Origin of the sequence: Natrinema altunense (assembly GCF_000731985.1) — an archaeon.
Lineage (GTDB): Archaea > Halobacteriota > Halobacteria > Halobacteriales > Natrialbaceae > Natrinema > Natrinema altunense.
Window position 1 is genome coordinate 417914 of record NZ_JNCS01000002.1, and the last position, 12114, is coordinate 430027.

Annotated in this window: 14 protein-coding genes; 12 read left to right on the forward strand and 2 right to left on the reverse strand. The window is 65.5% G+C overall.

The features are described 5' to 3' along the window. Positions 1-291 precede the first annotated feature (291 nt). The 6 genes from tbsP to ALTAJ2_RS06255 all read left to right on the forward strand — a co-directional run bounded on the left by tbsP (position 292) and on the right by ALTAJ2_RS06255 (position 4970). On the forward strand, positions 292-1110 hold the full coding sequence (tbsP, locus tag ALTAJ2_RS06230) for a transcriptional regulator TbsP (protein WP_006186667.1): 819 nt from the start codon (positions 292-294) through the stop codon (positions 1108-1110). 356 nt (positions 1111-1466) lie between these two features. Then, a complete protein-coding gene (locus ALTAJ2_RS06235; RefSeq protein WP_007108379.1) occupies positions 1467-2171 on the forward strand; it encodes an RNase P subunit p30 family protein in 705 nt (234 codons plus the stop codon). Then, entirely contained in the window at positions 2155-2787 is a 633-nt protein-coding gene (locus ALTAJ2_RS06240) for a class I SAM-dependent methyltransferase (protein WP_007108380.1), read from the forward strand. Before ALTAJ2_RS06235 ends, ALTAJ2_RS06240 begins: the two co-directional genes overlap by 17 nt. Beyond that, entirely contained in the window at positions 2784-3269 is a 486-nt protein-coding gene (locus ALTAJ2_RS06245) for an Rpp14/Pop5 family protein (RefSeq protein WP_007108381.1), read from the forward strand. The genes ALTAJ2_RS06240 and ALTAJ2_RS06245 overlap by 4 nt, the downstream gene beginning before the upstream one ends. Positions 3270-3273: 4 nt before the next feature. Further along, positions 3274-4044, forward strand: a complete 771-nt coding sequence (psmA, locus tag ALTAJ2_RS06250) for an archaeal proteasome endopeptidase complex subunit alpha (protein WP_007108382.1) — start codon at positions 3274-3276, stop codon at positions 4042-4044. Between the two features lie 200 nt (positions 4045-4244). Next, entirely contained in the window at positions 4245-4970 is a 726-nt protein-coding gene (locus tag ALTAJ2_RS06255; protein WP_007108383.1) for a ribosome assembly factor SBDS, read from the forward strand. A 31-nt stretch (positions 4971-5001) separates the two neighbouring features. Here the strand turns inward: ALTAJ2_RS06255 and ALTAJ2_RS06260 are convergent, their stop codons facing one another. Beyond that, the gene (locus ALTAJ2_RS06260; RefSeq protein ID WP_007108384.1) at positions 5002-5319 is read right to left on the reverse strand and encodes an FUN14 domain-containing protein; all 318 of its coding nucleotides are present in this window, start codon (positions 5317-5319) and stop codon (positions 5002-5004) included. A 337-nt stretch (positions 5320-5656) separates the two neighbouring features. Here ALTAJ2_RS06260 and hflX point away from each other — a divergent pair, with 337 nt between their 5' ends. From hflX to ALTAJ2_RS06285, 5 genes are all read left to right on the forward strand, one after another. Then, positions 5657-6961 (forward strand): GTPase HflX, encoded by a 1305-nt coding sequence (hflX, locus tag ALTAJ2_RS06265; protein WP_049899905.1) that lies wholly within the window; start codon positions 5657-5659, stop codon positions 6959-6961. Between the two features lie 122 nt (positions 6962-7083). Further along, the gene (locus ALTAJ2_RS06270; RefSeq protein WP_007108386.1) at positions 7084-8241 is read left to right on the forward strand and encodes a thiolase family protein; all 1158 of its coding nucleotides are present in this window, start codon (positions 7084-7086) and stop codon (positions 8239-8241) included. Beyond that, complete coding sequence (locus tag ALTAJ2_RS06275; protein WP_007108387.1) at positions 8238-8597, forward strand: PhlB family protein; 360 nt, start codon at positions 8238-8240, stop codon at positions 8595-8597. Before ALTAJ2_RS06270 ends, ALTAJ2_RS06275 begins: the two co-directional genes overlap by 4 nt. 252 nt (positions 8598-8849) lie before the next feature. Next, positions 8850-10010: a thiolase family protein gene (locus ALTAJ2_RS06280; RefSeq protein ID WP_007108388.1), complete on the forward strand. Its 1161-nt coding sequence runs from the start codon at positions 8850-8852 to the stop codon at positions 10008-10010. Further along, complete coding sequence (locus ALTAJ2_RS06285) at positions 10007-10414, forward strand: hypothetical protein (RefSeq protein WP_007108389.1); 408 nt, start codon at positions 10007-10009, stop codon at positions 10412-10414. Before ALTAJ2_RS06280 ends, ALTAJ2_RS06285 begins: the two co-directional genes overlap by 4 nt. Before the next feature lie 34 nt (positions 10415-10448). Here the strand turns inward: ALTAJ2_RS06285 and ALTAJ2_RS06290 are convergent, their stop codons facing one another. Beyond that, entirely contained in the window at positions 10449-11219 is a 771-nt protein-coding gene (locus ALTAJ2_RS06290) for a DUF7547 family protein (protein ID WP_007108390.1), read from the reverse strand. 135 nt (positions 11220-11354) lie between these two features. Between ALTAJ2_RS06290 and ALTAJ2_RS06295 the strand changes: the two genes are divergently transcribed. Continuing rightward, positions 11355-12014, forward strand: a complete 660-nt coding sequence (locus ALTAJ2_RS06295; RefSeq protein ID WP_007108391.1) for a DUF7504 family protein — start codon at positions 11355-11357, stop codon at positions 12012-12014. The last annotated feature ends 100 nt before the right edge of the window (positions 12015-12114 follow it).

Below are 12114 nucleotides of genomic sequence, written 5' to 3' on the forward strand. Positions count from 1 at the left end.
CAGTCGATTGTGTCGAACACCCATACGATATGGTAATGCCACGTTTCCGGTATATAGTTATTGTAAACTTTGAGAGAGTATTGCCGTCGACTCGAGTCGATGGCCGCCCCTCACTCACAGATCAATCGGGAGGTTTTCGTCTCGTCCGTCCCGGAAGTGATATATCCTTTTCATCGGCGAACTAACGAATTATTGGTCAAAAATTACCGGTACAGGCCCCGAGAGAGAAGTTCTGGCGTGAAAACGGCCACCAAAATTAAGTACGACGCTCTCGATTACTTCTGTATAGGCATGACCTCGAATTTACTTAATCACCAAATTGACGATATCCTCGGGTCCGTGCTCGAGGACGTGAGCGGTACTATCTACATGGTCAACCCGTCACGGGACGCCATCGAAGAGTTCATTTCCGTCGCGACCGCGTTCGACGGCGACCTGCCGTCGGTTCGCATGCTCGCCGACGAACGCACCCTGAAAGACGTCATGGACGACTTCATCGTCGCCTCGAACGCCGCCGACCTCATCAGCGAGGACGCGCTGTCGCTGCGAACGCTCGCGGAAGCGCCCGAAAACTCGCTGCTGGTCAGCGAGGACCGCGTCGTCGCCCTCGTCCACGCCGACGACCGCGTCGGCGGGCTCACCACCGACGACGAGAGCTTCGTCGAAGATACGTACGACACCTACGCGGGCCGCTGGGAGGACGCCACCGACTTCAACCTCCGCACTCCGCCGATCACGGCCGTCCGCGAAACGCTGTCCGACGAGATCAGCCCCGAGGCCGAGGCCGACTTCACCGCCATCCTCGACTCCCTCGAGACCGCTCGCGGCGACGGCGATGGCCTCGACGAGGTCACCATCTCCCTGCTCGTGGCGGCCAAGAACGAAGCGCTGCTCTACGATATCAGCAAGTGGGGCGAGGACGTCGGCATCGCCTCCAAGGCGACCTTCTCCCGGACGAAGACCAAGCTCGAGGATATGGGCCTGATCGACACCGAGAAGGTCCCGATCGACGTCGGCCGACCGCGTCTCCGCCTGAAGATCGGCGACGAGCGTCTCAGCGAGGCCGACAACGGGCAGCTCGCGACCGTCGCACAGTCGATTCTCAACTGAGCCGGAACGTCACTCCGCGTTCTACCGGGCTGACGACAGCATCGCTGTCATATAGCTCGCCGTCGCTCGGTAACGTTTCGGTCAAAAGTACTCCTCGTTCCATTCGTTCGTCCCTCCAGACCTCACACAGCAGTCGGCTGCCGTTCGTTCACTGGATCAGAGCGACGCTGGTTGCCTTCCCGCGGCGCTTTGCACCGCGGGACCGTTCGCTCGCGGCCGGTGTCGGTCAGCTGCCTGCCCTCCCCCAAGTCGCGCCGCTCTCACTATCGTTCGAACCGCGCTCCTGGCCACGACAACTGTGGTCGTTCGATTGGCATGGCGCAAACCCCAAGTCGTCGCCGTGCGACGGGTCTCGTATGTACGAGGCCGTCCACGCCCATCCCGACGGACAGAGCACTGTCGCCAGGTTCGCGAAGACGGCGGCCGACTACGGCTACGAGGGCGTGGTCGTGCGCAATCACGACGATGCTCGAGCCGACTACGATCCCGAGCGGATCGGCGCGGAGTACGGGATCGACGTCGTCGACGGCGTCGAGATCCGCGCCGACGACCCGCGGCAGGCGAGCGGCTCGGTGGGCAATTACCGGTCGTCCGAAACGATCGTCGGTATCCACGGCGGGACGGACGGCTTGAACCGCTTCGCCGTCGAACAGCCGAAAGTCGACGTGCTCGCCCATCCGATGACCGACGGCGGTGACATCAATCACGTGCTGGCGAAAGCCGCCGTCGAGAACGGCGTTCGGATCGAGTTCGACCTCGCCGGCGTGTTGCGGGAGAGCGGCGGGCAGCGCGTCCGAATCGTCCAGTCGCTGCGGAAGCTTCGGGAGATCGTCGACCACTACGACGCACCCTACGTCGTGAGCGCGGACCCGCGTTCGCACCTCGAGTTACGGGCCCCGCGCGAACTGCAAGCCCTCGGCGAACAGCTCGGCTTCACATCCGACTTCATCGCGGACGGCCTCGCGGAGTGGGGTCGACTGGCCGAGCGCAATCGCCACGTCAACTCCGAGTCGTTCATTGAGCCGGGGGTCGAACGGGGCAGGTATGAAGAGGAGTCTTGACGAACACGCCGCGCGGTTCGACGAACAGGCCAGCGAGTACGACGATTCGAAGTCCGAGGAGTACAACGCCTGTGCGAATCTCGTCATCGAGCACGCCGCTCCCGGAGCCGACGACATCGTTCTCGATCTGGCGACCGGCACCGGCGCGATCGCGCTCGCCCTGGCCCCCGACGCGAAGCGGGTCGTCGGCCGGGACATCAGCGACGGGATGCTCGCGGAAGCGAAACGGAAGGCCGACGACGAAGGGCTCGAGAACCTCGCGTTCGATACCGGTCGCTTCCGGGAGCCGGCGTACGACGGGCCGGTCGATATCGTCACCTCGAACTTCGCCATGCACCATCTCTCGGACGCGGAAAAGCGCGAGGCGATCGCGGTCATCGGGGACCTCGAGCCCCGGACGTTCGTCCTCGGCGACGTGATGTTCTTCGGCGAACCGGACCCCGACGAGCCCTTTTACTCGCCCGAGGTCGACGATCCGGCGACCGTCGGCATGCTCGCCGACGCGTTTACCGATGCGGGCTTCTCGTTGACGGCCGTCGAGCGCGTCCACGATCAGGTCGGCGTGCTGGTCGCGGAGCGTAGTTCGGCGGCGGGCGACGCGGCAGTCGGTGAATGAAACACCTCCCGAAACACCTCCGCCCGCGCTGGCGGTATCTCGCCGTCGAACTCGAGACGTGGCCCGACGAACGGATCGGCAGGCGGTCGTTCCAGCGCGAGCTGTGGTACGCGGGCCAGAACGTACTCGGCGACCCGGGCAGCGCCGACGCCGATCTGACGGTCGTCAGGTTCGAGTTCGCCGACGGAACGGGGGAGGCGGTCGTCAAGGTCCGCCGCGGCGAGACGGAGCCCGCCCGAGCGGCACTGGCCTGTATCGACGGGATCGACGGCGCTCCCGTCGGTGTTCGGGTCCGCGGTATCAGTGGCACGATCCGTGCCGCTGAAGAAAACTATTTAGGACGCGACCGGCAAGATTCGGGAGAGAGAAACGTCGTGTTCGGGAACGAAGAGCGAGCCGCCGTCCTGCGGGACGACGTCGGGGACGTGCGGCTCGATGAGGCGTTCGTGGGCGCGACAGACCTCGATTACCATTTAGTGTGATACTATGCAGGGACAACAACAACAGCAGGCGTACGACCGCGGCATCACGATCTTCTCGCCCGACGGCCGACTCTACCAGGTCGAATACGCTCGTGAGGCGGTCAAACGAGGTACGGCGAGCATCGGTGTCCGAACGAACGACGGCGTCGTCCTCGCCGTCGACAAGCGGGTCCCCTCCCCGCTGCTCGAGGACTCGAGCGTCGAGAAGATCCACAAGGCCGACGACCACGTCGGCATCGCCAGCGCCGGCCACGTGGCCGACGCCCGCCAGCTGATCGACTTCGCGCGCCGCCAGACGCAGGTCAACCAGCTTCGGTACGGCGAGCCCATCGGCGTCGAGACGCTGACCAAGGAGGTCACCGACCACATCCAGCAGTACACGCAGGTCGGCGGCGCTCGCCCGTTCGGCGTCGCGCTGATCGTCGGCGGCATCCAGAACGGCGAGCCGCGCCTGTTCGAGACCGACCCCTCGGGGACGCCCTACGAGTGGAAGGCCCTGGCCGTCGGCTCCGACCGCGGCGAACTCCAGACCTACCTCGAGGAGCACTACGACGACGAGGCCGACCTCGACGGCGGCATTCAGCTCGCCCTCGACGCCCTCGCGTCGGTCAACGACGGCTCCCTGCTCCCCAACGAAGTGGGGCTGGCGACCGTCGACGTCGAGACCGAGTCCTTCGAACAGTTCGACCAGGACCGGATCGCCAACTATCTCGAGGAGAACGACCTCCTCGATACGGGCGAGGACGAGGACGACGCCGACGACTCCGCCGAGTAATCGAGACGCGAATTCGTTTTTCGACGCCGTATTCCGCCGTCCCGTTCGCGGAGCGGCCCGCTCGAACGCGAAGTCCCCTCGGAGCGCCGGTCACGTCGCGCGGCGGTCCCGTCCATCCGAGCCGACCCGATGCGTTTCGATCACCGAGTACCGGCTCGGCTCGGGAAACACTCTTTTCATTGGCGGCGGAACCGTCAGGTATGATTTCGCTTGACGAGGCAGTGACAGCGCGACTCGAGTCACACGGGGCGCGCTTCGAAGTGTTAGTCGATCCAGACGCGGCGCTTTCGATCAAACGCGACGAGTTCGATGGCGAGTTGGAGGACGTGATCGCCGCCGAGGACGTCTTCGAGGACGCTTCCCGTGGCGACCGGCCCGCGGAGTCGGACCTCGAGACGGTCTTCGATACCACGGAGCCCCTCGAGATCATTCCCGAAGTGATCAAGCAGGGTGAGATCCAGATCACGGCCGATCAGCGCCGCGAGATGCAAGAACAGAAGCGCAAGCAGTTGATCGATACGATCACGCGCAACGCGGTCAACCCGCAGATGGACAACGCGCCCCATCCGCCCGAACGGATCGAGAACGCCCTGGAGGAGGCCGGCTTCACGGTCGATCCGATGGAACCGGTCCAGGAGCAGGTCGACGACGCACTGGACGCGTTGCGGCCCGTGATCCCCATCCGATTCGAAGAGGTCACCGTCGCCGTTCAGGTGCCGGCGGACCACGCGGGCAGCGCACAAGCGAAGATCCGCCAGTTCGGCGATCTCGAGCGCGAAGAGTGGCAAAACGACGGCTCGTGGATCGGCGTGTTGACGTTCCCGGCCGGACTGCAAAACGAGTTCTACGACACCGTCAACGAACACACCAGCGGCCAGGCGGAGACGGAGATCGTCAAGGACAAGGACGATCTCCGAACGCGGTAGCCGACACGATCAGTTCCGGGTCGGGACCGCGTTAGCCGCGTCGGAAGCCGATCAGGAAGCCGCCGGTAAAGCCCGCACCGATCGAGAGCGTCGAGAGCAGTGAGTGAATCCAGTGGCTGTTCGCCGCGTCCCCGGCGCGCGCTTGCGTTTTCAGGAGGCCGGCCGAGAGCCGGTTCCAGTCGACGATGATGATCCCTTGGGACTCGAGGTAGCGAAAGGCCATCAATTGAACGCCGACGATGATCGCGAGGAGTTTCGCGATCTTCTTCGCGGCGAACCCGATGACGCCGCCGATGACCGCGCCGCCCCCGACTTCGAGGCCGAGCGCCGTCGGATCGAGATCGAGCATTATGCACCCCAATTCGAGTCGGTTCCTATGACTGTTGTGGTCGGGTCCGCTCGACGGACCGGACGGAGCCCGATCGACGGCCGGCGGCCGCGACGCGAACGCGCGGACGGTCACAGCGGGCGCGGGATTCAAGACGGTTCGCCGCGTACGGACGAGTATGACTCACGTGCGTCCAACGGAGGTGTGCGACCGGCATCGTTAGCGTCTCCGGGTCCACGCGGCAGTGCCCGCACCGACTGCGCGGCCGGTGTCGGCGAGCGACGGGTCGCGGAAGCGACGAGCCGCGGCGCTCGAGCGAGCACGACCGACCACGCCCGGCAGACACGAAGCCACCCGCATGAACACGATCATCGCGAAACGCGTCGATTCCGGCACGGCCGACACGAGCGAGATTCGCGACCTGGCCCGGGCGGCGGGGTATACCGTCGTCGGCGAGGTCACGCAGTCCCGACGGGCCGATCCGGCCCTTCAGATCGGCGAGGGGAAAGCAGAGGAACTGGCCGCGCTCGCCGCGGAGACCGACGCGACGACCGTCGTCTTCGACAACCGGCTCGGCCCGTATCAGACGTACAACCTCGGACAGCTCCTGCCGGACGGCGTCGAGGTCATCGATCGGTTCACGCTGATCCTCGAGATTTTCGGCCAGCGCGCCCAGACGCGGAAGGCACAGTTGCAGGTCGAACTGGCCGAACTCCGCTACGAACTCCCCCGTGCCGAGGCGAAGACGAGCCTCGCCAAGCGGGAGGAACACCCCGGCTTCATGGGGCTGGGCGAGTACGACGAGAGCCGCGAACGGGACATCAAAGCCCAGATCAGCCGGATCAAAGACGAACTCGAGCGAATCGAGCAGACCGAACAGCAGCGCCGGGAGCGCCGTCGGGACTCCGGGTTCGATCTGGTCGCGCTCGCGGGATACACCAACGCGGGGAAGTCGACCCTGTTGCGCCAGCTCGCGACCGATCTCGAGGTCGAGGAAAACGAGGAATTACATCCCGATCTGGATCCGACGGCCGAGTCCCAGGACAAGCTGTTCACGACGCTGGGGACGACGACGCGACGGGCGGCCATCGACCGGCGGGACGTCCTGGTGACCGACACGGTCGGGTTCATCAGCGATCTCCCCCACTGGCTGGTCGAGTCGTTCAAGTCGACGCTGGACTCGGTCTACCGGGCGGACCTGGTCTTGCTCGTCGTCGACGTCAGCGAGCCGGTCGACGAGATTCACGAGAAGCTGGTCACGTCCCACGACACACTCTACGAGCGCAACGAGGCCCCGATCGTGACCGTGTTGAACAAGATCGATCAGGTAAGCGACGAGGAACTCACCGACAAGCGCGAGGCCCTGTCGTCGCTCGCACCGAACCCGGTCACCGTCAGCGCCAAGGAGGGGCTCAACGTCGACGGCCTGCTCGAGCGGATCGATCGTGAACTGCCCGACTGGGAGGAAGAACGGCTCATGCTGCCGATGACCGACGACACGATGAGCGTCGTCTCGTGGCTTCACGACAACGCGAGCGTCGACGACGTTACCTACGGCGACGAGGACGTGATCGTCTCCTTCGAGGCCCGGCCCGCGGTGATCTCGCAGGCGCGCTCGCGCGCGAGCGAGTTGCGAACGGCGGCGGCGGAATCGGCCTCGTAGGGAGCACACCCAGTCGCGGCGGCGCTTTTCTCCGAGCAAGATTGCAGGAGCCGTCTCTCGGGGCGATTGCGTCCGCCGTCGTGACCCGCACTTATAAATCGATGTCTTGAGTCCGCTACGGTATGGGACGTGTTGCAATCATCGGAGCCTCCATGACCCAGTTCGGGCAACGGGAGGGGGAGTGGATCCAAGACCTCCTCGCGGAGGCCGGAATCGAGTGTCTCGAGGACGCGGGTGTCGACGCCGACGACGTCGAACACCTGTACGTCTCGAACATGGCCAGTGGCGAGTTCGAAGGGCAGACGGGCGTTCCCAACGCCCTGGCCCACGACCTCGACGCGATGCCGGCGTACACCCAGCGCATCGACCAGACGAGTTCCAGTGGCGGTGCGGGGATCTACGCGGCCTGGCAGTCGGTCGCCAGCGGTGCCAGCGACATGACGATGCTCGTCGGCGGCGAGAAGATGACGCACAAGACGACCGGGGAAGCGACCGACGTCATCGCGTCGCTGACCCATCCCGCGGAGTACAAACACGGCGTCACGCTGCCCTCCTTCGCGGGCCTGACGGCACGCCACTACTTGGAGCGGTTCGACGCCCCCCGCGAGAGCCTCGGGAAGGTCGCGGTCAAGAACCACAAGAACGGCGTCGACAACCCTCACGCCCAGTTCCAGACGGAGGTCGACCTCGAGACGGTCCTGGAGTCCCCGATCGTCGCCGACCCGCTGCGGCTGTACGACTTCTGTCCGATCACGGACGGCTCCGCGGCGCTTATGCTCTGTCCGGAATCGATCGCGAAGGAGTACGCCGACGAGTACGCTGTCATCACGGGGATCGACGGCGCGACGGATACCCACGTGGTCCACGAACGCGAGGACCCCACCGTCATGGGCGGCGTCGTCGAGAGCGGGAAGGGTGCGTACGAGATGAGCGGATACGGACCCGACGACATCGACGTGGCCGAACTCCACGACATGTTCACCATCCTCGAGTTCCTGCAGATGGAAGGACTTGGCTTCGCCGAGCAGGGCGAGGCCTGGAAACGCGTCGAGGAGGGACACACGGAACGCGACGGCGAACTCCCGATCAACACCTCCGGTGGGCTCAAATCGAAGGGCCACCCGCTCGGGGCCAGCGGCGTAGCCCAGGGCGTCGAGATCTACGAACAACTCGTCGGCGAGGCCGGTCCCCGACAGGTCGACGCGGACGTGGGGCTGTGCTGTAACGTCGGCGGCTTTGGTAACTGCGTGATTACGACCATCATGGAGGCTGCACAATGACTATGGAAGCGACGCGCTACGACGACGGCTCGATCACCTACCCCGGTCATCCACGCGGCCCGGGCGGCTCGGAACCGGTCGAAACGATCGACCTCAGCGAATACACTGCCGAGATCGTGACCTGGACGACCAGCACCGCGACGCCGCCCGGCGTCCGCGAACCCAACCACCTCGCGATCGTCGAGTTCGACGTGGAGGGCGAGTCCGTCCGCGCGATCGGCCAATTGACCACCGGCGACGTCGAGACGGGCGACGAGGTACGGCCGGTCTACGTCGACGAACTCCGCGATCCCGGCGCGGGCATTCGAGAGCCCGAGAGTCAAGCGTGGGACGGCTACCGGTTCGAGCCAGTATAAGCCGTCGCTGCTGCGCTGCAGTCGGGTTCCTCGAGTCCGCGGATAGCAGACCGCCGACCGGTGAAAACCGTTGTCCAGCTATCGCCGATGCCGTGTGTCCTCCTCCGCTCGTCGCCGACGGCCGTGTGTGCCGATTCCCGGGCCGTCTCTCGCGGAGGGAGATGGTTCCGTCTGTCGGATTCATTGAGTGGACTTTGACAGTATCTTTAAATTATAATTCGTGGTCAGCAACCGGTAGAGGAATCACCAGATATGGAACGTGTTGCGATCATCGGTGCCTCGATGACCCAGTTCGGGCACCGCGAGGGCGAATGGATCACGGATCTCCTCGCGGCGGCCGGCAGCGACTGTCTCGAGGACGCGGGCGTCGATGCGAGCGATGTCGAGCACCTGTACGTCTCGAACATGACCAGCGGCGAGTTCGAAGGACAGACGGGCGTGATGAACGCGCTGGTCCACGATATCGGTGCTATCCCGGCGTACACCCAGCGCGTCGATCAGACCAGTGCGAGCGGCGGTGCGGGAATCTACGCCGCCTGGCAGTCGATCGAAAGCGGGGCCAGCGACATGACATTGCTCGTCGGCGGCGAGAAGATGACACATCGATCGACGGCCGAGACGACCGACATCATCGCCTCGGTGACGCACCCGGTCGAGTACAATGCTGGCGTCACGCTGCCCTCCTTCGCGGGCCTGACGGCGCGCCACTACTTGGAGCGGTTCGACGCGCCCCGCGAGAGTCTCGGGAAGGTCGCGGTCAAAAATCACAAGAACGGCGTCGACAACCCTCACGCCCAGTTCCGGAAGGAAGTCGACCTCGAGACGGTCCTGGAGTCACCGATCGTGGCCGATCCGCTGCGGCTGTACGACTTCTGTCCGATCACGGACGGCTCGGCAGCACTCCTGTTCTGTCCGGAATCCGTCGCCCGGGAGTACACCGACGACTACGCCGTCGTCACCGGCGTCGACGGGGCGACGGACACGCAGGTCGTCCACGAACGCGCGGACCCGACCGTCATGGACGGCGTCGTCGAGAGCGGCAACGGGGCCTACGAGATGAGCGGACTCGCGCCCGCGGACATCGACGTGGCCGAACTCCACGACATGTTCACCATCCTCGAGTTCCTGCAGATGGAGGGGCTTGGCTTCGCCGAGCAGGGTGAGGCCTGGAAACGCGTCGAGGACGGGGACACCGAGCGAGACACCGGCGAGTTGCCGACCAATACCTCTGGCGGGCTCAAATCGAAGGGCCACCCGCTCGGAGCCAGCGGTGTCGCTCAGGGCGTCGAGATCTACGAACAACTCGTCGGCGAGGCCGGTCCGCGGCAGGTCGACGCCGACGCGGGCCTGTGCTGTAACGTCGGCGGCTTCGGCAATTGCGTGATTACGACCATCATGGAGGCTGCACGATGACCATGGAAGCGACGCGCTACGACGACGGTACGATCACCTACCCCGGCCACCCGCGCGGTCCTGACGGCGCGGAGCCGGTCGAGACGATCGATCTCAGCGAGTACACCGCGGAGGTCGTGACCTGGACGACCAGCACCGCGACGCCGCCCGGCGTCCGCGAACCCAACCACCTCGCGATCGTCGAGTTCGATGTCAGCGAGGCGTCCGACGACGCCTCGAGCAGCCGGACGCAGTCCGGCGACGACGGCGCGTCGGTCCGTGCGATCGGGCAACTAACTACCGGCGATGTCGAGACGGGCGACGAGGTGCGGCCGGTGTACGTCGACGAACTCCGCGAACCCGGCGCGGGCATCAGAGAACCCGAAAGCCAGGCGTGGGACGGCTACCGGTTCGAGCCGCTCTGATGGCCGTCGGGCCCACACACCCGCCACAGCGGATTCAGGGTTCGTCGCTGCCGTCTTCCGCGCCGTCGGCCCCAGTGCCGGCATCGGAACCGTCCCCGTCCGATCCGTCGGCGTCGCCCTCGCTCGAGTCGGCCGCATTCGAGTCGCCGTCCTCGTCGTCGGCGTATTGATCCCGAAGCGTCTCGAGTTCGGCGTCGACGTCGACGGCGGAGTCGCGGCCGGGGTCGTCGTCACGGTCCGTTCCGTCTTCGGTCGGCGGACCGTCCTCGATATCGATCGTCACTCCGCGTTCGGCCGCCGGTCGATCGGAGTCGGCGGTCGGTCCGGATCGTGACTCCCGTTCGGCGGCGTCCCGGAGGCGGCTGTCGACGTCGTCGCGGAGTTCCCGAGCCTCCGCGAGGAGGTCGCGAGCCTCCTCGTCGGCGGGGAGGCCGCCCTCGGAAGCGGCTCGCTGGAGTTCCGACAGTACGGAATCGAGCTGTGAGAGCGTCGTACGGCGGAGTTCGCTCGCGCGCTCGCTCGTCGCGTCGGTGGCCGCCTCCGTTCGGTCCCGCGCCTCTTGCCCGGTTCGAACGACTTTCAGGCTCCGCTGGAACGCCTCGAGCGCGCGGACGCTGGTCTCGAGGACGGCCAGAACGGCGGGAAGGGCGACTTCGTCGGTGAATCGCAGGAGTTCCCGCGGCGTCGGCGGGCGCAGCGGGGGCCGGCGACGCGAGCGCGGCCCCTCGAGTTCGTCTCGGAGCGCGTCGATCGTTCGCGCGAGTTCGCGAATCGCGTCGGCGAGTTCGTCGTCGGAATCGGCCATGTGCTCCCTACGGCCGCCGGTGTAAAAAACCGGCCGATCGGGACTATTCGATAGTAATGGCCAGACGTGATGTCCTTTTCCGCGTGACTCTCAGCCGCAATTTTTATCTCGATACCGTTTGACTGATCGAACGGAATGGAAGACGAGCGAGGGGACGCCGTCCCGGACTGTGCGACGTTCGCACGAACGCTCGGAACCCTCAAGCGGGAGGGAAGCAACATCTTACTCGTCGGTACGGCCAAGGGACCACACGAGACCGCCTGTCAGCAACTGCTCGGTGCAGCACGGGAGGACGCTCGATACCGCCTGTTCGTCACGGATGCGGACGACCACGTCGCACACGAAGGTGGCGCTGATCCCGGGATCGAACGGGTCCGAACGATCGATTACTCGCAATCGGGGCTCGAGTCGCGGTCGGAATCGGACGGCGAGAGCGGGCAGCCGTCGCTGGGGACGCTCGGGATCGAGATCGTCGAGACCATCGGCGAGTTCGACGACAGCGCCGACGGGCTCGCTCCGTCGGCGCTTCGCGTCTGCGTCGATTCGCTCGTGCCGCTGCTCCAGGAGTACGACGCGGAAACGGTGTTCCGGCTGCTGCAGTTGACGACCTCGCGAGTCGATCAAGCGTGTGGCATGGGTCACTATCACTTACCGCTGGGCCCGGACCACGACGCCGTCAACCTCCTCGAGCCGATGTTCGATGCGGTCGTGACGGTCCGATCCCGAAACGGAACCGACGAACAGCAGTGGTATCTCCGGGAGGCGGACACGACCACCGACTGGCTCGAGTTGTAGGCAGCGTCGCTTCCGTTGCCGACGACGGCACTGGGGCGCTGGGCGCGTGTCGCCGACGGTGAGAGCCCACCACTGCGTGACGACCGATCCAAGCGTTTTT

What these genes read in the sequence shown, in the direction of transcription:
- tbsP (WP_006186667.1), top strand. Translation starts at nt 292, where the DNA reads ATGACCTCGAATTTACTTAATCACCAAATTGACGATATCCTCGGGTCC.
- ALTAJ2_RS06235 (WP_007108379.1), top strand. Translation starts at nt 1,467, where the DNA reads ATGTACGAGGCCGTCCACGCCCATCCCGACGGACAGAGCACTGTCGCC.
- ALTAJ2_RS06240 (WP_007108380.1), top strand. Translation starts at nt 2,155, where the DNA reads ATGAAGAGGAGTCTTGACGAACACGCCGCGCGGTTCGACGAACAGGCC.
- ALTAJ2_RS06245 (WP_007108381.1), top strand. Translation starts at nt 2,784, where the DNA reads ATGAAACACCTCCCGAAACACCTCCGCCCGCGCTGGCGGTATCTCGCC.
- psmA (WP_007108382.1), top strand. Translation starts at nt 3,274, where the DNA reads ATGCAGGGACAACAACAACAGCAGGCGTACGACCGCGGCATCACGATC.
- ALTAJ2_RS06255 (WP_007108383.1), top strand. Translation starts at nt 4,245, where the DNA reads ATGATTTCGCTTGACGAGGCAGTGACAGCGCGACTCGAGTCACACGGG.
- ALTAJ2_RS06260 (WP_007108384.1), bottom strand. Translation starts at nt 5,319, where the DNA reads ATGCTCGATCTCGATCCGACGGCGCTCGGCCTCGAAGTCGGGGGCGGC.
- hflX (WP_049899905.1), top strand. Translation starts at nt 5,657, where the DNA reads ATGAACACGATCATCGCGAAACGCGTCGATTCCGGCACGGCCGACACG.
- ALTAJ2_RS06270 (WP_007108386.1), top strand. Translation starts at nt 7,084, where the DNA reads ATGGGACGTGTTGCAATCATCGGAGCCTCCATGACCCAGTTCGGGCAA.
- ALTAJ2_RS06275 (WP_007108387.1), top strand. Translation starts at nt 8,238, where the DNA reads ATGACTATGGAAGCGACGCGCTACGACGACGGCTCGATCACCTACCCC.
- ALTAJ2_RS06280 (WP_007108388.1), top strand. Translation starts at nt 8,850, where the DNA reads ATGGAACGTGTTGCGATCATCGGTGCCTCGATGACCCAGTTCGGGCAC.
- ALTAJ2_RS06285 (WP_007108389.1), top strand. Translation starts at nt 10,007, where the DNA reads ATGACCATGGAAGCGACGCGCTACGACGACGGTACGATCACCTACCCC.
- ALTAJ2_RS06290 (WP_007108390.1), bottom strand. Translation starts at nt 11,219, where the DNA reads ATGGCCGATTCCGACGACGAACTCGCCGACGCGATTCGCGAACTCGCG.
- ALTAJ2_RS06295 (WP_007108391.1), top strand. Translation starts at nt 11,355, where the DNA reads ATGGAAGACGAGCGAGGGGACGCCGTCCCGGACTGTGCGACGTTCGCA.